Below are 19,886 nucleotides of genomic sequence, written 5' to 3'. Positions count from 1 at the left end.
GCCGTTCCACCGCGCCGGGCTACTCTGACCAGGTGATCAATCCTCCTGTGCGGGTGGCGACCCCCGCGGACGTAGACGCGATCGTCGCCGCCATGACCACCGCGTTCTTCGACGACCCGCTCTGGGGACCGGCGTTCCCCGACGTCGAGCGGCGCGCGGAGCAGGCGGGGGCGATGTGGCGGCTGTTCGCCACCTCCGCGCTGCGCTACCCGTGGATGCTGGTGACGGAGCACGTCGAGTCCGCCGCGATCTGGCTGCCACCGGGCGGCGTCGAGTTGACGCCCGAGGAGGCGGCGGGCTTCGAGGACCGCCTGGTCGAGATCGCGGGCCGGAGCACCGCCGCCGGGATCGTGGAGATCCTGGAGCGGCTGGAGGAGCACTACCCGAGCGAGCCGCACTTCTTCCTGAGCCTGCTCGCCACCCACCGCGACCACCGCGGCCGCGGCCTCGGGATGGGCCTGCTGCGCGAGAGCCTGGCGCGCATCGACGCGATCGGTGCGCCCGCCTACCTGGAGTCCTGCAACCCCGCGAACGACGCGCGCTACGCCTCCGTCGGCTTCGTCCCGCACGGCACGGTCACCGTGCCGTCCGGTCACGTGGTGCGGACCATGTGGCGTCCGGCGCGCTCCTGACACCACCGACAGGTCTGGGCGTCCACCGCGCCTTGTACAGGCCGGTCCCCTCGATCCGCCGGCTGCCGTCGGGCCGGTGGAACTCGACGGTGGAGGTGCACCAGGGACACGGGTTGGCGGTGCTCGGGGTCACCGTCAGGACCTGGCCGGTGACCGGGTCGTCGCCGACGCTCTTGACGCCCGGACGGTCGATGCTGCGGGCACCGGGGTAGCCGACGAAGGCACCCTCACCGACGGAGTACTGGAACACCCGGCGTCCGGTCGCCACCCACAGCCGGTCGTGGTCCTGCGCCACCGGGGCGAGGTCGTGGCCGCCGGGGTCCGGCAGCCGCACGTCCCGCAGGGGAGTGAGGCGCGGATCGGCCGGGGTGCCGCCGACGGCAAGTGCGAGCAGCCGCTCGCTGCCCAGCGCCCACAGCACCCGGTGCACGGCGTCCCAGTGCAGGCCGTGCGCCCCGGGCAGGTCGAGCTGGACGTGCCGGGACGCCCGCGGCCCCTGGGAGGCGGCGTAGAGGCGGACGTACCCGGCCTCGCTGGCGGCGATCGCGACGTTGCCGTCCGGCAGGAGCTCGATGGTGTGCACGTTCCCGTCGGCCGCGGTGGCCCAGCAGACGCCGCCCGCCGGGTAGCGCAGCACCGCCGCCAGCCCCTCCGAGGCGCAGGTGAGCACCCACTGCCGGCCCTGCTGGATCCGGTACTTGGCCTCGCTGACCAGCTGCCAGCTGAACTGGGGGTCCAGCGGGCCCAGGCCGTCGTCGTCGAGCGCCGACCAGGACCACAGCGCCGCCCGCTCGGCCGAACGCCACTGCGCGGCGCCGCCGTTCGCCAGCCAGGACGGGTCGCCGGGATCCAGCAGCAGCACCCGGCCACTCGCCTGATCGGCGGCCAGCAGCAGGCTCAGCGTCGGCACTGCGGCGGCGGGCGCGGCGCCGGCGCTCAGCACGGCGGCGGTGAGTCCCAGCACCGCGCGGCGGGATCGGATCAGCACCCCGCCAGGATCCCGGCCGATTCGCGCGCCACGCCCCGACACACCGCCCGCGCGCTCCAGGCGTCCTCCGTCCGGACCTGGGCCCCCGCTCCGCCGGTTGTCGTACCCGGGCGCTAGTTTCCTTGCAGGTCAAGGGATGTGAGGAGAACACAGGTGGGAGACGTCGAGCACACCGCGATCGCGGCCGCGTACCGGCTGGCGGAGCCGTCGACGACCGGCGCGCTGCTGGAGCGGCTGCGCGCCGGGACGGCCGAGCTGCTGGAGCACGGGCAGGTCGTGCCGCGCCGGCTGACGGACGCGGTGATCGCCTCCGGCGACCGCGGGTTGCAGATCGCGCTGGCGAACGCGTACTACGGCGCGCCCGGCATGCGCGCCGCGCACCTGAGGCTGGCCCGGCTGGGCGACCCCGAGGTGGGGCGGGCGCTGTACAAGGCCAGCCGGTGGGCGGACTGTTCGCACGAGGTCCGCGCCGCCGTGCTGACCGCCGCCGATCCGAGCGATCCGGCGTGGCGCGCACCGGGCGGGCTGGTCCCGCAGCTGTTCGACCCGAGCGGTCGCAACAGTCTGGCGCCGGCGCTGCGGGCGCCCTTCCCCGAGCTGGTCACCCTCGCCCTGCGCGTGCACGGCGAGGCGCTGCCGCCGGCGATGGTGCGGGCGTCCTGCCGGGCCGTGTTCGACCACGGCGGTCGCCTGGAGCTCGCGGCGCTGGCCGATCTGATCGAGGAGTGGCAGGAGTTGGGGCACCCCGGGCTCGCCGCGCTGCTGCGCCGCGCGCTGGCCGCGCCGGATCCGGCCGCCCTGCTGTCCGCCGAGCTGTCGGTGACGGACCAGGTGATCTGCGCCGTCCGCAACCGCACGGGCCGTGCGCCGGACCTCACCGTCCGGCCGGACTGGGATCAGGTGTGGACCGAGCACCGCCGCCGGCCCTTCTCGCCCGACGAGATCATGGCGTTCAACCGGTTCCCCGACTGCCCGCCGGAGCTCGCGGTGGAGGGCTTCCACGCCGATCCGGGCGGCACCATGGCCCGCGGCACCGGACCGCTGCCGCCGTCCGTCCTGGTCGAGTCGGACCTCCCGCTCGACATGCCCGGCTACCGCCTGCGCCAGGCCCTGCGGGCCGGCATCGAGGCGCACTGGCTGCCCGTCGACTGGATGCTGCGCGAGGTGCGGCCCGCGGAGGTCGCGCTGCAGTGCCTGCCGCGGGTCGCCTCGGCGGACGACGCCACCCGTACGGCGGTGGCGCGGCTGCTCGCCCCGCTGGGCGCCGATCCCGCGGCCTGGATATCCCTCTACCGCCAGGTCAACAAGTTCGAGGGCTCGGCCGAGGCCCTGGTGGCCGCCGCCTGCGCCGCGCCGAAGGGGCGCAAGACGCCGTCCTGGCCGCGCGCGCTCGGCTCCGCCTTTCCGTCCCACGAGCCGGAGGGCGCCCGCTGGATCTTCCAGATCCTCTTCGGCTACGCCGAGCCGGAGGTCCAGGAGGCCCTGCTCCCGTACCTCGACGGCCGCACGGTCCAGCAGCTGCTGGTCTTCGGCGACTGCCCGCCGCGCCTGCGCGAGCGGATCACGGCCGTCCACGGCAGGTCGGCGCAGATCGCCCACGCCTCGCATCGCAGCCTGTCCGCCGAGCAGTTGGCCGAACTGCTGGACCTGGACGACCCCGAGGTCAACGCCAAGCTCTACCGGCACTGCGCGATCGACCGGGAGGAGCGGGTACGGATCCTGGCGGGCCGCGGCCGCCGCGGCGCCGCCGTGCCGGTCCACCCCGCGCTGCTCGCCGACCTGGTGGAGGTCAAGGCCACCCACCGCCGCCACTGGCTGACCGCCGGCCACCTCTCCGGGGACCCGCAGGTCCTGCGGGCCACCCTCACCCGGTGCCAGCTGCACACCGAGGCCGGCCGGCTGCGCGCCGTGATCCGGCTGTGGGAGCGCCACGGCCCCCAGGAGGTCCAGGCCTTCGTGGACGAGCAGGAGTTCCCCGGCCGCGTCGTCGAGCGGCATCCGCTGAGCGGCGGCACCCGCCGCACGGTACTGAAGGCGCTGGCCGGGCCCGACGGGCTGGCCGTGCTGCGCGCCCGCCTGACCGCCGAGGAGGACCCGGACCGGGTGGTGGCGATGCTGCGCAAGCGGGCCGCCAGCACCGTCACCGACCAGGTCCGCTATCTGGCGGCCGAGGGCACCGCGCTGCCCTGGCCGGAGCTGACGCGGGCCCACGAGGCCGAACCGCTCGCCCCCGAACTGCTGGCCGGCCTCGCCGCACAGCCGGACTGTCCGTACGTCCTGATGCTGGCGGCGCTGCGCGTGCAGCGGCTGTGGTCGCACTCCACCGGCCTGGAGTGGCTGCCAGCGGCCCTGGACAGCGGCCGGCTGACCACCGCCGACGTCCTGCGGGAGGCGTTCCCGGCCCCCGCGGTGCTGGAGTACCTCGCCGCCCACGACGCCCACCGCCGCCGGGAGGTCACCCGGTGGCGGCCGCCGGTGCGCGAGGCCAGGCAGCTGGTCCGCGAGCACCTGGGGGACGACCCGGAGGCCTGGTCGGTGGCCCTCCAGCTGCTGCCGGACTTCACCGGCTCGCTCCCGGAGCTGCTGGCCACCGCGGAGGCCATCGTGGGCTGAGCGCCTATGCGTACAGGCCCGCGCCCTCGCCGGCCGCCGCGCGGACCAGGACGTCGGCCAGCTCGACCGGAGCGGAGAGCATCGGGAAGTGGCCGGTCGCCATCTCGAAGAACGTGACCCCGGGCTCGGCGAGCTTGGCGAACCTGGGGTCACCGGTGGCGTGCAGGGCTCGGACCACCTCCAGGCTGAGACCGTTCTCCAGGCAGAACACGCCGGTGGTGGGCAGCTTCCTCCAGGCGCCGGTCAGCTCGACGGGGTCGGTGACGGTGGCGGCCGGGTGCGGGACGGCCAGGCGGTGGTACCGCGCCAGCTCCGCAGCCGGGACACCGGCCGGCTCGCGCGGCACCGGGATCACGCCGCCCTCGATCGCGGACAGCAGGCTCGCGCCCACCAGGCTGTCCACCACCGACTCGCCGTCCTCCGGGATGCCGGTGTCCACGAACACCACCCGCGCGACCTGCTCGGGCCGCCGGTCGGCGGCGCTGAGCGCGGGGAAGATGCCGTAGCTGTGCGCCACCAGCACCACCCCCGGCCCCTGCGCGTCGAGCAGCGCCACCACCGCGGCGGTGTGCTCGGCGAGCCCGACGCTTCTGCCCTCGCCCTCCTTGTTCTCGCCCTCCTTGTTCTCGCCCTCGCCCAGCCCCGGGAGCGTCACCGGTACCGCCCGGTGCCCGCGCGCGGTCAGCTCGGCGGCCACCGCCTCCCAGGCCCAACCACCCATGCAGAGACCGGGAACCAGCAGGAACGTCGTCATGATCAACCTCTTCTCCAGGAGCGTTGCCGTGGTGCTGGACGGACCGTAGATCCTCCCCCAGGGGCAGGTTCCAGAGTCCGGCAGTGGTAACTCGCCGTCCCGGGACCGCGGGGGCGGCCGGACGGGTGGTGTCGGGGGGCGGGGCGCGGTGGTGTGCGGGTCCGGTCGAGGGGGTCGCCTTTCATGTGAGTGCGCCCCGGGCGGGGCGCACTCACATGAAGGGCAGGGCACAGATGGCACACCGGGAGCGCCGTTCTCGCGGCGGAGTGCTGGTTCGAGGGCTGGCCAGGGCCGCGGTGGGGGTGGTGGTGCTGGCGGCGGCCGCGTTGCCCGCGCAGGCGGCGGGGGTGCGGGGGCTGCCGCCGGGGACGCAGTTCACGCCGCTGGTGACGTCGCTGGTCACCGAGCCGGCGGCGTTCAACGCCTCCGACGGCAGGGTGCACCTCTCGTACGAGCTGTTCGCGACGAACGCGCTCGGCAGCCGGACCCCGGTTCAGCTGGACACCGTCGAGGTGCGGGACGCGCACACCGGGCGGGTGATCGGGTCGCTGAGCGGGGACGCGCTGGCCGCGGCCGCCAACCCGGTCGGGGACCCGAACCCGGGGGAGGGGACGGACGGCCCGAAGCGGCAGGGGCGGGCGGCCGGGACGGTGGTGGCGGGGTCCGAGCAGTGGGTGGTCTGGCTGGACCTGGTGCTCGATGCCGGGGCGAGCGTGCCGACCGAGCTGGAGCACCACCTCACCGGCGCGGTCCTGGCGCCCTCGGGCCCGGCGGCGTTCGAGGAGACGGTCAGCCGCGTCCCGCTCTCCACGCGGGCGCCGCTGGCCCTGGACCCGCCGGTGCAGCCGGGGGCCTGGTACGCGAGTGAGAGCTGCTGCGGCAACACCCACCACCGGCGCGGGCTGGCGCCGATCAACGGGCGGTTCGACGTGCCGCAGCGGTTCGCCATCGACTGGTTCAAGGTCGGCGACCACGACCAGGTCTGGGAGGGCGACCCCGCGAGGCTGGAGAGCTACCTGAGCTACCGGCAGCCGGTGACCGCCGCCGCCCGGGCCCGGGTGGTGGAGGTACAGGACGGTCTCGCGGACAACCCGCCGCCCGTCCCGCCCACCGTGCCGCCGATCCAGGACACCGTCGGCAACCACATCACGCTGGAGGTCGCACCGGGACGGTTCCTGCTCTACGCGCACCTGGAGCACGACACCATCCAGGTGCACGAGGGGGACTGCGTCGAGCCCGGGCAGGTTCTGGCGCTGATCGGCAACAGCGGCAACTCGACCACGCCGCACCTGCACTTCCAGGTGATGACGACGCCGGAGTTCTTCCCCACCGACAGCCCCCCGTACACGTTCCGGGCCTTCGACGTGGTCGGCCACGTGGCGCCGCGGATCTGGGACGACAACCTCGGCCTGCAGCCCACCGGCGTGCTGCCCGTCGACGACTCGCCGTTCGCCGGTCCGCACCGCGACGAGCTGCCGCTGGACCGGAACGTGGTGGTGTTCTGAGCGGCGCGACACCCGTCCTGGTACCGGCCTGGACAACCGGGAGTGGTCTACGCCACTATGGGACGTACGCAGATGACCAGAGGACGCATCGATGGCCGACAGCCCCGCCGTGCGGACGCCTGCGGGCACCGCGCTCTACCTGCGGTGCTTCCCGTACGACAGCTGGCGGATGGCACCCCATTTGCGCGCGCTGCAGGAGCACGCGACCCGGCTCGGCCTGAACGCCCCGGAGGTCTTCCTGGACAACGGCGTCTCCTCCCGAGCCATGCGCCCCCAGCTCCAGCAGCTGCTCACCCGGGCCGCGGTCGGGCGTCTGGGCACGCTGCTGGTTCCCGGCCGCTGGGTCTTCTCGCTGGACGACCGGACGGCGGACGCCGTCACCGGTTTCCTGCGGGGGGCCGGGACCGCGATCGTCGAGCTGCCCGACCGCCTCCGGTCGGCCCCGGCGCTGAAAGAGCCGGCATGATCGACACCTTCCGCTTCGCCCACGAGACCCGGATCGGGACCATGGAGCTGATCGCCACCGATCAGCACCTCGTCTACTGCGCCTTCGCGCCCGCCCGGGTGGAGGCGCTGGCGCGCGCCGGGCTGGCCGAACCGTCCACCGTCGCCTCGCAGGCCGTGCTCGACCGGGCCGTCCACCAGATCGACGGCTATCTGGCGGGCGAGCTACGGGAGTTCGCGCTGCCGCTGGACCTCCGGCTGGCCACCGCGTTCGGGCGCCAGGTGCTGGCGGCGCTCGCCGGGGTCGGCTACGGACGCACCGCGACGTACGGCGAGTTGGCGCGGGCGATCGGCCGCCCGACGGCCGCCCGGGCAGTGGGCGCCCGGCTCGGCGCCAACCCGCTCTGCGTGGTCCTGCCCTGCCACCGGGTGGTCGGCTCGACCGGGTCGCTGACGGGGTACGCCGGGGGCACCGACGCCAAGCGGCAGCTGCTCGCGCTGGAGGGGATAGCCGTCTGAGCGTTCACCTGTCAGCAGCAGGCCTCATGCTGGCCCGATGGGAACTGTGGTGGGGTTGCGGCGTTATCCGGTGAAGTCCATGCTCGGCGAGGACTTGGCCTCCGTGTCGGTCACCGAGCGAGGGCTGTCGGGGGACCGGGCGTTCGCGGTGCTCGACGAGACGGGCACGGTCGGCAGTGCGAAGCACCCGCGCAAATGGGGACCGCTGCTGCGCTGCCGCAGTCGGTTCGGCGCGGACGGCGCGGTGCGGGTGGAACTGCCGGACGGCTCGGCCTCGATCGCCGGTGATGCCGAACTCGACAAGCGGCTGGCCGAGTTGCTGAACCGGCGGGTCACGCTGACCGACCGCCCCGGCGGTCCGGGCCGGCTGGAGCGTGCGGTGCCGGACTACCCCGGCGGCGTCCCGGAGGTCGTGCGCGAACGGGCGTTCGTCGACGAGACCGGTGAGAGCGTCACCGCCGGGCAGGTCGCCGACGGTACGTTCTTCGACTTCGGCAGGGTCCACCTCGTCACCACGGCGGGCCTGGACCGGCTCCGAGCGGCCCACCCCGCCGGCGACTTCGACGCACGCCGGTTCCGCCCGAACCTGGTGGTCGACGTCCCCGGCGTTCCCGACCTCCCCGACCTCCCCGACCGCGGCTTCCCGGAGGACGCCTGGCTGGGCCGCACACTGCGGATCGGCGAGGTGCTGTTCCGCGTCACCGTCCCCACCCCGCGCTGCGTCGTCCCCACCCTGGCCCACGGCAACCTGCCCGCCGACCCGGCCATCATGCGCACGGTCGCCCGTGAGCACAGGGTGCCCGTGCTCACCCTGGGCCCGCTGTCCTGCGTCGGTGTCTACCTGGACGTCCTGGAGCCCGGCGAGCTCCGGATCGGCGACGCGGTCGCGCTCGGTTAGACCCGCGACCGGACCCGTCGGCCGTGTCAGGGCGGTGTCAGTGCGATCTCAGTGGGGGCGTGGATAGTTGTGGGTGTGAGGAGGGGCCCGCAGGACCGGGGCCTCGCCGAGCGAGGAGAGGTGCCCGGAGTGGTTTATCGGGGGTCGGGGCTTTGGTTCCGGTCGGGTGCAAGCCCACGCAGGTTCGAATCCTGCCTTCTCCGCCCATCGTCACCGTCCAGCAGCCCAGCAAAACCTGTTGGCGGTCCACGGCGACCACTGATACCTTGCCGGAAGCCGTGCGAGAGAACGAGGAGGTGGTACCCGTGAACGCAGTATCGACATGGGTGCTCCCCTCCAGGGTCACGGCCGGGCGATAGGTCGTCCGGGAGCGCCATTTCTGAGCACTCCCGAAAGGCACGACCATGCAGTTCACTTCTGAGCAGCGCCTCGACAACGGCGTCCTCGAACGCGAATTCACCCTCGGCGAGATCCCCGGCATCCTGTGGACGCCTGAATCCGCCGCACCGGCACCGCTGATCCTGCTGGGCCACCCTCCCCTCGGGCTGCGCAGGATGTACCCCCGACTGGTGACCCGGGCCCGGCAGTCCGCGGCTGAGGGCTTCGCCACGGCCACCATTGAACTCCCCGGAAGCGGCGACCGGCCCCGCTGGCCCGCCGTCGAGCAGGCCCGCGGCGACCTGCGCCGGGCGATGGAGGCCGGCGAGCCGGTCAGCGACGAGATCGTCGACGCCCTCGTCCTCCCGCTGGTCGCAAGGGCGGTCCCGGAATGGCAGGCCGCCCTGGACGCCCTCCTCGCGCTGCCCGAGATCGGTGGTCCGGTCGCGTACTCGGGGGGAGTGATCTCCATCGGCATCCGGCTGGCGCTGGTCGAGCCGCGCATCTCGGCCGCCGTTCTGTTCGCCGGAAGTTTCGTGCCCCGCGCCATGTTCGAGGAGGCCCGGCAGATCACCATTCCGCTGCACGTCCTGCTGCAGTGGGACGATGAAGGGAATGATCGGCAGGCAGCCCTGGACCTCTTCGACGCCTTCGGCTCCAAGGAGAAGTCCCTGCACGCCAACATGGGCGGGCACACCGGCGTCCCGCAGTTCGCTGGAGAGACCGCAGCCCAGTTCTTCACCCGGCATCTGAGCTAGCCGCCGACCACCCCCACCGCCAGGCCGGCAGCACACGGTAGACGCTGTCGGCCTGGCGGCCGCTGATCGCCCCGATCGCGGCGCTACCGCGTGTCAGGGCGATGTCAGTGCGGTCTCAGTGGGGTGGTGGATAGTTGTGGGTGTGAGGAGGGGCCCGCAGGACCGGGGCTTCGCCGAGCGAGGAGAGGTGCCCGGAGTGGTTTATCGGGGGTCGGGGCTTTGGTTCCGGTCGGGTGCAAGCCCACGCAGGTTCGAATCCTGCCTTCTCCGCCCGTAGTTATCGTCCAGAAGTCGTCGCCTGCGCCGGTGCCCATCCCAGCGTCAGGTCGGGCAGGTTCTCCATGTTGCCGCTGCCGTCGTCGGTGGCGAGGACGGTGAAGCCGTGGCGCTGGTAGAACGCGCGGGCCTCGGTGTTCTGCTCGAACACCTGGAGGCGCAGGCCGTCGGGGCTGTTGCGCTTGACCTCGTCGAGGAGCAGTGTGCCGACGCCCTGGCGGCGGACGTCCGGGAGCAGATAGAGGTATTCGAGTACGTCACCCTCAAGGCCCGCGTAGCCGAGGACCTCCGTGCCGCGCACCGCGACCCAGGTCCGGCACTCCGTCAGCAGGACCTCCGCGGCCCAACGGGTCACCTGCTCGTGGTTGCGCTTCTGCGGGGGCAGGAACGGCATGGTCGCGGCTCGCGAACTCATGTGGATGAGGGCGATGGCGGCGGCGTCGGCCGGGGTCGCGAGTCGTAGCTCTACGGTGTCAGCATGGGTCACCGCGCGAACCTACCTGGCCCGCTGGGCAGCTGACCAGCTCTTTTCCTGCTCCGCTCGGCCGTGTCAGGGCGATGTCAGTGCGGTCTCAGTGGGGTGGTGGATAGTTGTGGGTGTGAGGAGGGGCCCGCGGGACCGGGGCTTCGCCGAGCGAGGAGAGGTGCCCGGAGTGGTTTATCGGGGGCCGGGGCTTTGGTTCCGGTCGGGTGCAAGCCCACGCAGGTTCGAATCCTGCCTTCTCCGCATCGAGTGAAGGCGCCGGCGTCCGCGGGGGTGGTTGTCGGGCTAGCTGCTGCGCGCGGCATAGTGGGATGGCAGAGCCGGGCGGACGCGTCCACCCCGCGTGATCACGCGCGCGGGCGCCGGGCTGGGTGGCCCGGCGGCCGTGCGGGCGACTACCGGCGGACCGCCCGCGCCTGGCCGGCGCGGAGGCGGTGCAGGGTGGTGAGGAGGGCCAGGATCAGCAGGGTGCCGGTGGCCAGCAGGGTCACGGCGTTGGCGACGGCGAAGAGGTTGTTGCCCTCGGAGTTGTTGAAGGGGCTCAGGACGGCGGGGACGCTGCCGGTCAGGGCCAACTGCCCGCCGGGGAACGCCGCGGCGACGGCGCCGAGTGCCGCGAGGGTCCAGGCGGTGGGCGTGTCGCGCCGTGCCAGCAGAGCGGCGCCCGCCGCGCAGAGCACCGCGACGGCGCAGAGCGCGCCGAAGTGCCAGGGCCAGCGGATCAGTTGCGGCAGGTGGGCGAGCAACTGCGCTGCCGCCGCCAGGATCAGCGCGCCGACCGCCGAGACGCGCCACGGCGTCCGCGGGGCCTTCGCACCGGCCCGCGGGCGCGGCTGCTGCCGACCGGTCGACTCGGGCTCGGGCTCGGGTGCAGGTACGAAGCCGGGTTCGGGATCGGGGTCGGACAGCGCGGGGAAGTACTCCGGTACGGGCGGCGCGACCGGGGGTGCGTGCCGCTGCTCGTCCAGCAGGGGGATCAGCTGGGCGACGTCCTCGACCGAGCGTCCCAGCGCCGCGGCGTGCAGCACCTCGTCCGCGAGGGCGCTCTGACCGCTGTCCTGGAACTCCAGTACCAGCTGGGCTACTTCGGCGATCGGTCGGATGCGGGACGCGCCCTGCAGGGCGGCGATGGTGTCGCGGCGCTCCTGTGCGGTGGTCGTCGCGTGGGGGTGGTGGGTGTGCAGGGAGCGGAAGAGCTGGACGACCTCCTCCACCGGGCGGGCGAGCGCCGCGGCCTGGAGGAGCGCCAGCGCGTGCGGGCTCCGTCCGCTGGTGCGCAGGACGAGGAGCAGTTGGGCCAGCTCTGCGGCCGGTCGCTGCACGGCCACGGTGTTCAGGAGGGCTGCCGCGCTCTGCTCGGCGGGCTGGTCCGCCAGGAGCGACTCCCGGACGGCCGCCGCCCACACGGGTCCTGCGGCCTCAGGGGCTCCAGGAGCCTCGGGGGACTCTGTGCCCGCTCCGGCTAAGGACCGGACTGGAAGATCATCGGATATTGCGCGGGCCATCAGAACTCCTCGAAGTGTGCACGATCGCAGGTCGCTCGGCTTCCAGCCGGACAGCGGCCGACGCTGTCCGCTACTCCGGATGACGACCGGGCGGCGGACTCACGCCTTCTACGATTCTGCGCACCGGGGCTGCTGCCCGCAGCGGCAGCAGCCATCCGGGCGACGGGGCGATCCCCCGTGGAGACTGCTCAGCAGTTGCAGTGCCACTGGTGGTCGGTCACCGACACGCGGGGGCCGTCGTCGGGCGCCTCGCCGTGGATGCCGATCACCGGATGGATGCGGGTGCCCCGCTTGAAGGTCTCGACCACCGTGATGTCCTTGATCGCGTCGGGGTGGACGGTGAGCGGGTTCTCGCTGAGGACCACCAGATCGGCGAGTTTGCCGACCTCGATGCTGCCCTTGCTGTCCTGCTCGAAGTACTGGTGGGCGGCGTTGATGGTGATGGACCTGACCGCGTCCAGGGCCGACACGCACTGCTCGGGGCCCAGCACGACGCCCTCGGTGCGGGTGCGCCGGGTGACCTGGCTGGACAGGATGGCGATCGAGTTGGGCAGCGCGACCGGGGCGTCGTGGTGGGAGGTGTAGACCATGTTCCGGTCGACGGCCCACTTCGCCGGGGAGATCAGGGCGGCCCGCTCGGGGCCCAGCACGGTCTTGGTGTACCAGTCGCCCCAGTAGTAGGTGTGCATGGAGAAGAAGGACGGGATGATGCCGAGCCGGGCGAAGTCGTCGATCTGGTCCTCGCGGGCGGTCTGGGCGTGGATCGCCACCGTCCGCCGGTCGCTCGGTGCGACCCGCCCGGTGGCGGCCTCGACGGCGAGGACGAACTGGTCGATCGCGGCGTCCCCGTTCACGTGCGCCAGGACCTGCCAGCCCTTGGCGAAGGCCGTCTCCACCTGGTTGACGACGATCTTGTCGTCCTCGATGGCGGGATAGCCGAGGTAGCCCTCGTCGGTGCCCTCGGGCCGGATCTTGTACGGCTCGGTGAGCCAGGCGGTCCGGCCCTGCGGGGATCCGTCGAGGTACATCTTCACCCCCGCGGCCCGCACGCCGTTCTCGTACTCCTGGCTCGCCCTGACCACGTCCTTCCCGCGCCACTCCATCGCCTTGTCGGCCCGGACGTAGGCGACCACGTCGATCTTGAACGGCACCGCGGCGGCGGCGTCGCGCAGCGCCTGGAGGTTGGCCGGGCTGGTGCCGCCCTCCTGGACGGTGGTGAAGCCGAAGCTCGCCGCCGAGGTCGCGCCCTTGCTGAACAGGCCGAGCAGGGCCTCCTCCGGCAGGCCCACCGTCGCCGTGTCGGAGGCCGGGGTGAAGGCGGTCTCCTCCAGGACGCCGTCGGGCTCGCCGTACGGCTCGGCCTCGACGTCGCGGCGGCGGCGGATGACGCCGCCGTCGGGGTTCTTGCGGTTCGCGTCGTAGCCCAGCTCCCGCAGGCCGACGCTGTTCACCGCGCCCAGGTGGAAGGACTGGTGGATGGCGAGCACCGGGCGGGTGTCGGAGACCTCGTCCAGATCGTCGCGGTCGGGGTGGCGGCCCTCGGTGAGCATCGCGTCGTCGTAGCCGAAGCCGACGATCCACCGCGAGGCTGCGCCGACCGGGGTCTCGGCCCAGGCGCGCAGCTTCTGCTGGAGGGAGGGGATGTCGGTGACGTCGCCGTCCGGCGCGGCCAGCAGGTTGGCGATGGTGGCCTGTAGGCCGATGCCGCCGAGGTGGCCGTGGGCGTCGATGAAGCCCGGGAGCAGTGCGCGGCCCCCCAGGTCGCGCAGCTGCGTGTGCGGGCCGTGCCAGCGGTCGAGGGCCTCCTGGTGGCCGCCGACGAAGACGATGAGGCCGTCCTTGACCGCCACCGCCTCGGGACCGGGTACGGACTCGACCGCGCCGGCGGCCACCGTCACGATCTCGCCGCCGTGGAAGACGACGTCGGCCTCGGAGTACGGCTCCGGCTGAGCACTCATGCGGGTTCCCCCAAGGATGGATGCGTGGTGTCGCGCAGCAACTACCCCAGGTGATCGGAGTCCGAAACTCGAACAGGGCGCGGGGAGGGCGTCATGGGATCGTGGAACAACGGGGCCCGTCCGGTGAGGAGGAGGCCGACCATGGTCCGTCACCGCACGCAGCAGCCGTCACCGCTCGCCGCGCGCCCGGAGCCCGTGGCGCCGATGCTGGCGACCCCCGGGGCGCTCCCGTCGGGTCCGGGCTGGGCGTTCGAGGTGAAGTGGGACGGCGTACGGGCCGGTGCGCTGGCCGGAGCGCGCGGCGACGTGCTGCTGGTCGGCCGGCACGGGACGGACTTCACCGCCGCCTTCCCCGAGATCACCGAGGCGCTGCAGAACCGGCTGCCCGCCCGCGCGCTGGCCCTCGACGGCGAGATCGTCTGCTTCGACAAGGAGGGGCAGCCCTCGTTCGCGCTGTTGCAGCAGCGGCTGCACCTGGTCCAGGCCGGGGCGATCGAACGCGCCGCGCGGGCGTCGCCGGCGACCTACCTGCCCTTCGACGTCCCCCATCTCGACCTGCCGCTGCTGCACCTGCCCTACGTCGAGCGCCGGTCGATCCTCTCCGCGCTGGCGCTCGGCGGCACCGGCGTCCGGGTGCCGCCGCACTGGGTGGAGAGCGGTCCGGCGGCGCTGGCCTTCACCCGCGAGCAGCACCTGGAGGGCCTGATCGCCAAGCGGATGGCCTCGCTCTACACGCCGGGGCGGCGCTCGCTGGACTGGATCAAGGTCAAGAACCTGCGCACCGCCGACCTCGTCATCGGTGGCTGGATCGCCGCCGGGCCGGCCGGCGGCACCGCGCTGAAGGCCGTCCTGTGCGGGGTCCGCACGGCCGACGGACTGCGCTACGCCGGCAAGGTCGGCTCCGGCTTCGCCATGGCGGAGCGCCGCGCCCTCGCGGCGCTGCTGCGCCGGCTGGAGTGCGAGTCCTCGCCGTTCTCCACCGCGGTGACGGGACTGGCGGCCGGTGAGGTGCCGCGCTGGACCCGGCCCACCCTGACGGCGGAGGTCGAGTACCTGCACTGGACCGAGGCCGGACGCCTGCGCCACCCGGTCTGGCGCGGCCTGCGCGGACCGCAGCAATAGGTGTGACGCGTGGCGGGCGTCACACCCTGCGGACCTCCCGAAGGGCCAAGATCGATCGTGCGGCCCGGTGGGGCGGTAGCTGCCCCGGGTGGACCCGGCGGATCGTCAGTTCCCGTTCATGCGGGCTGAATTGAGAGTCCGGAAGGTCGATCAAGGACCGACGGACAAGAGCCTCAAATAGAAGTAAAGCGGACATAAGGGCACCCGTCTGATGGTCCTTAGAAATTCTTGACAGCGTACGAACCATCGGGCAAGAATCCGGGGCACCGGGCGCCGCGCCTCAGCCAGAGGACCGCCGCACCGAAGGCCACGACCGACCTGGTGTGTGCCTGCGGTGGCCACCTTGTCTGCCGGCCGCCGAACCCGACGGGTCCCTGTCCGGGACCTCGTGCCTTGCTCCGCTGTGTGCTCCCCACGGCCCGGCGGCCCTGCTAGGAAGACACCCCATGCCTGGTTCCACGCGTCCGTTCATCACCGTCCGGCCCGTTCGCCACGCCGTCATCGCGGTCATCGGCGCACTGGCCGCCCTGGTCGCCGCCAGCGGCTGCGGCAGTAGCAGCAGCACGCACGCCACGTCCGCCACCGCTCCCTCCGCGGCAGCCGCGACGACCTCCGCCGCCACTCCCGCCACTCCCGCCACCCCTGCGCCCACTGCCGCAGGGAGCAGCGCCGCCGCGCAGCCCGGTTCGGCGGCGCCCGCACAGCTCTCGGCCGCGCAGCTGCCCGACGGCGGCGTCGAGGGCTGGAAGCCGCTCGCCGCAGCCCGAACGCAGGCCGTGACGACCGGAATCGAGCTCAACGAGTGCGCCTCCGTGCTCGGCGCGGCCAGCTGGCAGCAGCAGGCGTACGTCAGCGTCTTCCACACCCCGGCCGAGCAGGACGTCTTCACCTTCCCCAGCGCCACCGCCGCGCAGAGCGCCTACAGGGATCTGCAGGCCCGGATGGGCAGCTGCCAGGTCCAGTCCCGGGCTCTTCAGGCCAAGGCGCACCTCGCGACGGACGCGCAGGTCGCCACCACGGCCGCCACCGGCGCGGGCACCGCGTGGTCGCGGCAGTGGACCGGGGTGGAGGGCGTCTCCGCCGCCGGCCCGCAGACCAACCACCTCTACGCCGTGCAGCAGGGCGCCTCGCTGGCCGTCGTCCACTTCGACGAATGGGCCGGCACCCAGGCGGCGGCCTACGACACCCGGGCCGACCAGGGTGTCCTGACCGCCATCGCCCAGCAGCTCGCGTAGCTCTCCCCTCCGAGTCCTCCGGACTCGCCCCCGTTCGACTGGTACTCGCCGACCAGTTCCTTCCCGTCCCTTCCCGACGGTCGTCCCGGACCGGTTCTTCCCGACCGGCTTCCTCTCCCCGACCGACCCTGCCCAACCACCTGGAGATCCCCCATGTCCCAGCACGGACCTGCTCTGCGACGTTGCCTCACCGGCCTGCTCGGGGTCGGCGTCGCCTCCGTCCTGATCGCGACCCCCGCGATGGCGGCTACTCCCACGACCTCCAGCTCGTCTGTCGGCGGCAGCATCTCGCGTGACGAGGTCGTCCAGCGGGCCCAGAGCTGGGTCAGCGAGGGCGTACCGTACAACCAGGGTGCCAACTACACGGACAGTAACGGCAGTTACCGCGAGGACTGCTCGGGCTACGTCTCGATGGCCTGGCACCTCGGCGACAGCCTGGTGACCCAGACCCTGCCCAGCGTCTCCACCCAGATCGACTCCTCCCAGCTCGCCCCCGGCGACGCGCTCGACTACACCGCCGAGCACGTCATCCTCTTCGGCAACTGGGTCGACCAGTCGGCCGGCACCTTCAACTTCTACGCCGAGAACAACCCGAGCGAGCTGACCAACGTGTACCAGGGCAGCCTCAACGCGAGCTCCCTGGACGGCTGGCCCACCAGCTACTACACCCCCTACCGCTACGACAACATCACCGGCACCGGCGCCGGCATCTCCACCACGGTGCCCGCCCCGACCTCGGCGACCGGGACCTCGTCCCCGACCACCTCCGGGTCGGACTCCACCTCCGGGTCGGACTCCACCTCCGCCGACTCCGCGTCCTCCTGGACGTACTCCCACGCCGCTACCCACCGCCCCAGCCGCGCCTGGTACGACGTCCACGGCTGGTGGTAGACCGCACCCCCCGAGTTCAGACCTCCGACCCCCGTCGCACCCGCGCCGGGGGTCGGACGCGTTCGCAGGTCAGGCGGCCTGAGGCGCGGGCGTGATGATCGCGAAGGGGGCGCCGAACGGGTCCGCGAGCCAGGCGATCCGGCCGACCTCCGGCACGTCGGCGGCCGGCATCAGGACGATGCCGCCGGCCTGCTGCACCCTGGCCGTCACGGCGTCGGCGTCCGCCGCGTCGAAGTACGGGATCCAGGCCGGCCGCATGCCCTCCTGCACCCCCGCGAGACCGCCGAACGAGGAGTCCTGCAGGTCGCCGTCGGCGGTGGAGAGCACGGTGTAGGCCATCCCGGGCATCGACATCTCCTGCGACCGCCAGCCGAACAGCGAGCCGTAGAAGGCCAGCGCGGCCGCCGAGTCAGCCACGTGCAGCTCGGCCCAGCAGAGCGCGTCGTGCTCGGAGGCCACCTCCAGGCCCTGGAAGGCGCCGGGCTGCCAGACGGCGAAGTCCGCGCTGCCCGGGTCGGTGAGGCAGGCCATTCGCCCGGCCTCCATCACGTCGAACGGCTGCACCCGGACGGTGCCGCCGCCCTGTTCGACCGCCTTGGCGGTGGCGTCCGCGTCCGGGGTGCGGAAGTACACCGTCCAGGCCGGGCTCGCGCCCTCCTCGGTGAGCTGCCCGAGGGCGGCGACGGTCCTGCCGTCCTTCTGGAAGAAGCCGTACCCGCCCGCTTCCGGGCCCGCCGACTGGTAGGTCCAGCCGAAGACGGCGGTGTAGAAGGAGGCCGTCGCCGCGGTGTCGGGGCTGGCGAGGTCGAGCCAGTTGGGTGAGCCGGTGACGAAGTCGGTGGAGAGCATCGGGGAGGTTCCGCCCTTCGGAGCTGATCAGGTGTGCAGGTAGCCGTTGGTGCCGTCATGGCCGTCGGCGCCCTCGTCGTCGAACCAGTAGTCGCCGTGGGCGAGGTAGCGGAAGCAGACCCGCTCGTCGGCCGGCAGGGCGACGGTGACGGACCGGGTGCCGTTGCGGCGCGTGCTCAGCGGATGGGAGCCGGGCTGCCAGCCGTTGAAGTCGCCGACGACGCTGACCTCGCCGCACGGGTGGTCGGCGGGCAGGACGAAGGTGACCTGGGTGGTGTCCGGGTGTCGCACGCGCTCCAACATCGATCGTCAACTCCTTCAGTGCGCAGGGGACCGTGTCCTCGATCCTCGCGCCGCCGTACGCCATGTGCAGCCGCACGTCGTCCGTTCGGCGGATTCCCGGGTCGGGAGCGCGGTACGGTGACCGGATGACACCGGACGAGGTCCTGCGCGCCCTGGCGGCACTGGAAGCGGCCTGGAAGCACGACGACACGGCGCTCGCGGCGCTGGCCCAGCGCGGCCCGGACGAGGTGTCGCTGCCGGTCCTGGTCGCCGACTACGGTGACACCACCCTCCAGGCGCTGCTCACCCTCGCCTACCGTGCCGACGGCCTGACGGACCCGGACGAGCTGGACGAGCGCCTGCGGGTGGACGTCACCGCCCGGGTCTGCACCTCGATCGGGCGGACGCTGACCAGCTGGGCCGCCACCGCCCCCGACGAGGCGGCCGGCGACGTCGCCCGCGCCGTGCTGGACGCCATCGTCAACTTCACCGAGGGCGCCGACGAGGACAAGGTGCTGCCGCTGCTCGCCGCGCTGCGCGCCAGCGCGCTGCTGAAGTCCGAGTAACGGCGCCGCGACGCCGGCCCTCCCCTGTGGGGTCGGCGTCGCGGCGCTCGAACCCGCTTGAAACCAGCGAACCGCAGACGGGACCGGCGGTCGAATGATTCGATCAGGTTCGAACGCAATCGCTGAAGGTTAAGTGGGTTTGGATGATCCGGGTTGAGCTGGGTGCGCAGGGACTGGGCCGCACCAGATTCGCGATGAGTCCGCTGAACGCTGCCCAGGACCTGCTCTTCCAGCTGGGCCGCTACCCCGAGAACCTGGACGCACGGTGGCGGGCCCGCGCCCTGGATGCTCTGCGCGACCGGCGGTTGGGGCTGCTGGCGGTGGTCTGCGGCGGAGGACCGCACGGGTACGCACCCGACTTCCCCCGACCCGAGCCGGCCACCTTCCAACCCGGCCTGGACACCGACCTGCACCAGGTCGCCGGCACGGCCCCGGACCGGATCCGCTTCGAGCTGGGTGCGGCGCTGGGTGGCCACTCGTGGGGGCAGGATGACGCCGACCGGCCGCCGCGGCTGCTCCTGGCGGCGCTGGAACGCGGCGAGGACCACCTCGCGCAGCGCATCGCCGACGAGCTGGAGCAGTTCTGGCGACTCGTCCTCGCCGCCGACTGGCCCGACATCCGGGCGCGGCTGGAGGACGACGTCACGTTCAGGTCCGGCGTGATCGCGCGCGAGGGGCTGACGTCCGCGCTGGAGCGACTGGCTCCGGACCTGCTGTGGCGCGAGGGCGGCCTGGAGATGACGGCCAGTTCGCACGAGATGAGCGTCGAGGCCGACGCCATGGTGCTGGTGCCCAGCGTCTTCTTCTCGAAGGCGATCTTCTGCGCCGGCGAGCCCGACGGGACCCCGGCCCCGCGCACCCCGCTGATCGTCTACCCCGCGGTCCCGTCCTCGCGCGCGTCGGGCCCCCTGAGCGACGAGCTGATCGGCCCCACCCGGGCGCACCTGCTCGCCGAACTCGCCCAGCCCCGCAGTACCGCCGAACTCGCCCGACGCCTGCATCTGAGTTCGGCGACCGTCTCCTACCACCTGCAGATCCTGCACCGCGCCGGACTTCTGCAACGCACCCGCCACTCGCGCAGCGTCCTGTACCAGAAGCTCTCCTAGCGAGCCGGGGGGGGGGGGGGGGGGCCCCCCCCCCCCCCCCCCCCCCCCCACCCCCCCCCCCCCCCGGGGGGGGGCCCCCCCCCGGGGGGCGCCCCCGCGAGGGCCCCCCCCCCACCCCCCCCC

General features: G+C 73.1%; 19 protein-coding genes and 3 tRNA genes. 15 read left to right on the top strand and 7 right to left on the bottom strand.

All coding sequences use genetic code 11. The features are described from left to right. The first annotated feature begins 32 nt into the window (after positions 1-32). Positions 33-632 (top strand): GNAT family N-acetyltransferase, encoded by a 600-nt coding sequence (locus P3T37_RS36235; RefSeq protein WP_280728230.1) that lies wholly within the window; start codon positions 33-35, stop codon positions 630-632. On the opposite strand, the gene P3T37_RS36230 is transcribed toward P3T37_RS36235, so the two are convergent. Then, positions 577-1,620 (bottom strand): DUF6528 family protein, encoded by a 1,044-nt coding sequence (locus P3T37_RS36230; RefSeq protein WP_280728229.1) that lies wholly within the window; start codon positions 1,618-1,620, stop codon positions 577-579. The two genes, P3T37_RS36235 and P3T37_RS36230, sit on opposite strands and share 56 nt — an antisense overlap. 153 nt (positions 1,621-1,773) lie before the next feature. Between P3T37_RS36230 and P3T37_RS36225 the strand changes: the two genes are divergently transcribed. Continuing rightward, positions 1,774-4,233: a hypothetical protein gene (locus P3T37_RS36225; protein ID WP_280728228.1), complete on the top strand. Its 2,460-nt coding sequence runs from the start codon at positions 1,774-1,776 to the stop codon at positions 4,231-4,233. 4 nt (positions 4,234-4,237) lie between these two features. Here P3T37_RS36225 and P3T37_RS36220 read toward each other — a convergent pair whose 3' ends face one another. Beyond that, positions 4,238-4,987 carry an alpha/beta fold hydrolase gene (locus P3T37_RS36220; protein WP_280728227.1) on the bottom strand — a complete coding sequence of 250 codons (750 nt, stop codon included), beginning with the start codon at positions 4,985-4,987 and terminating at the stop codon, positions 4,238-4,240. 266 nt (positions 4,988-5,253) lie between these two features. Between P3T37_RS36220 and P3T37_RS36215 the strand changes: the two genes are divergently transcribed. The 7 genes from P3T37_RS36215 to P3T37_RS36185 all read left to right on the top strand — a co-directional run bounded on the left by P3T37_RS36215 (position 5,254) and on the right by P3T37_RS36185 (position 9,759). Beyond that, on the top strand, positions 5,254-6,492 hold the full coding sequence (locus P3T37_RS36215; RefSeq protein ID WP_280728226.1) for a M23 family metallopeptidase: 1,239 nt from the start codon (positions 5,254-5,256) through the stop codon (positions 6,490-6,492). Positions 6,493-6,583: 91 nt separating this feature from the next. Next, positions 6,584-6,958: a recombinase family protein gene (locus P3T37_RS36210; RefSeq protein ID WP_280728225.1), complete on the top strand. Its 375-nt coding sequence runs from the start codon at positions 6,584-6,586 to the stop codon at positions 6,956-6,958. After that, positions 6,955-7,455, top strand: coding sequence for a methylated-DNA--[protein]-cysteine S-methyltransferase (locus tag P3T37_RS36205; protein ID WP_280728224.1), 501 nt, complete (start codon positions 6,955-6,957; stop codon positions 7,453-7,455). Before P3T37_RS36210 ends, P3T37_RS36205 begins: the two co-directional genes overlap by 4 nt. 37 nt (positions 7,456-7,492) lie before the next feature. Then, a complete protein-coding gene (locus P3T37_RS36200) occupies positions 7,493-8,353 on the top strand; it encodes an MOSC N-terminal beta barrel domain-containing protein (protein WP_280728223.1) in 861 nt (286 codons plus the stop codon). 114 nt (positions 8,354-8,467) lie between these two features. Continuing rightward, positions 8,468-8,556, top strand: a tRNA-Gln gene (locus P3T37_RS36195). A gap of 201 nt (positions 8,557-8,757) precedes the next feature. After that, positions 8,758-9,489: an alpha/beta hydrolase gene (locus P3T37_RS36190; protein WP_280728222.1), complete on the top strand. Its 732-nt coding sequence runs from the start codon at positions 8,758-8,760 to the stop codon at positions 9,487-9,489. 181 nt (positions 9,490-9,670) lie between these two features. Further along, a tRNA-Gln gene (locus P3T37_RS36185) sits at positions 9,671-9,759 on the top strand. Between the two features lie 7 nt (positions 9,760-9,766). Here P3T37_RS36185 and P3T37_RS36180 read toward each other — a convergent pair. After that, the gene (locus tag P3T37_RS36180) at positions 9,767-10,252 is read right to left on the bottom strand and encodes a GNAT family N-acetyltransferase (protein WP_348533317.1); all 486 of its coding nucleotides are present in this window, start codon (positions 10,250-10,252) and stop codon (positions 9,767-9,769) included. Between the two features lie 151 nt (positions 10,253-10,403). Between P3T37_RS36180 and P3T37_RS36175 the strand changes: the two genes are divergently transcribed. Next, positions 10,404-10,492 (top strand) — tRNA-Gln (locus tag P3T37_RS36175). Between the two features lie 152 nt (positions 10,493-10,644). On the opposite strand, the gene P3T37_RS36170 is transcribed toward P3T37_RS36175, so the two are convergent. Both P3T37_RS36170 and P3T37_RS36165 read right to left on the bottom strand, forming a co-directional pair. Beyond that, positions 10,645-11,655 carry a hypothetical protein gene (locus tag P3T37_RS36170; RefSeq protein WP_280728221.1) on the bottom strand — a complete coding sequence of 337 codons (1,011 nt, stop codon included), beginning with the start codon at positions 11,653-11,655 and terminating at the stop codon, positions 10,645-10,647. 287 nt (positions 11,656-11,942) lie between these two features. Further along, positions 11,943-13,712 carry an amidohydrolase gene (locus P3T37_RS36165; protein ID WP_280728220.1) on the bottom strand — a complete coding sequence of 590 codons (1,770 nt, stop codon included), beginning with the start codon at positions 13,710-13,712 and terminating at the stop codon, positions 11,943-11,945. Positions 13,713-13,853: 141 nt separating this feature from the next. On the opposite strand from P3T37_RS36165, the gene ligD reads away from it, so the two are divergent. The 3 genes from ligD to P3T37_RS36150 all read left to right on the top strand — a co-directional run bounded on the left by ligD (position 13,854) and on the right by P3T37_RS36150 (position 16,960). Further along, on the top strand, positions 13,854-14,834 hold the full coding sequence (ligD, locus tag P3T37_RS36160; RefSeq protein ID WP_280728219.1) for a non-homologous end-joining DNA ligase: 981 nt from the start codon (positions 13,854-13,856) through the stop codon (positions 14,832-14,834). 446 nt (positions 14,835-15,280) lie between these two features. Further along, complete coding sequence (locus P3T37_RS36155; protein ID WP_280728218.1) at positions 15,281-16,069, top strand: hypothetical protein; 789 nt, start codon at positions 15,281-15,283, stop codon at positions 16,067-16,069. A gap of 153 nt (positions 16,070-16,222) precedes the next feature. After that, a complete protein-coding gene (locus tag P3T37_RS36150) occupies positions 16,223-16,960 on the top strand; it encodes a hypothetical protein (protein ID WP_280728217.1) in 738 nt (245 codons plus the stop codon). Positions 16,961-17,029: 69 nt separating this feature from the next. On the opposite strand, the gene P3T37_RS36145 is transcribed toward P3T37_RS36150, so the two are convergent. Both P3T37_RS36145 and P3T37_RS36140 read right to left on the bottom strand, forming a co-directional pair. Further along, on the bottom strand, positions 17,030-17,809 hold the full coding sequence (locus P3T37_RS36145; protein WP_280728216.1) for a VOC family protein: 780 nt from the start codon (positions 17,807-17,809) through the stop codon (positions 17,030-17,032). A gap of 27 nt (positions 17,810-17,836) precedes the next feature. Beyond that, a complete protein-coding gene (locus P3T37_RS36140; protein WP_280728215.1) occupies positions 17,837-18,112 on the bottom strand; it encodes an isoamylase early set domain-containing protein in 276 nt (91 codons plus the stop codon). 125 nt (positions 18,113-18,237) lie between these two features. On the opposite strand from P3T37_RS36140, the gene P3T37_RS36135 reads away from it, so the two are divergent. Together P3T37_RS36135 and P3T37_RS36130 are read left to right on the top strand one after the other, a co-directional pair. Next, a complete protein-coding gene (locus tag P3T37_RS36135) occupies positions 18,238-18,657 on the top strand; it encodes a hypothetical protein (protein ID WP_280728214.1) in 420 nt (139 codons plus the stop codon). Between the two features lie 194 nt (positions 18,658-18,851). Beyond that, positions 18,852-19,763, top strand: coding sequence for a winged helix-turn-helix domain-containing protein (locus P3T37_RS36130; protein ID WP_280728213.1), 912 nt, complete (start codon positions 18,852-18,854; stop codon positions 19,761-19,763). Positions 19,764-19,886 lie beyond the last annotated feature (123 nt).

The organism is Kitasatospora sp. MAA4, from assembly GCF_029893355.1.
Lineage (GTDB): Bacteria > Actinomycetota > Actinomycetes > Streptomycetales > Streptomycetaceae > Kitasatospora.
Note: the sequence above shows the minus strand (reverse complement) of the source record. Positions and strands in the feature narration are given on the sequence as shown.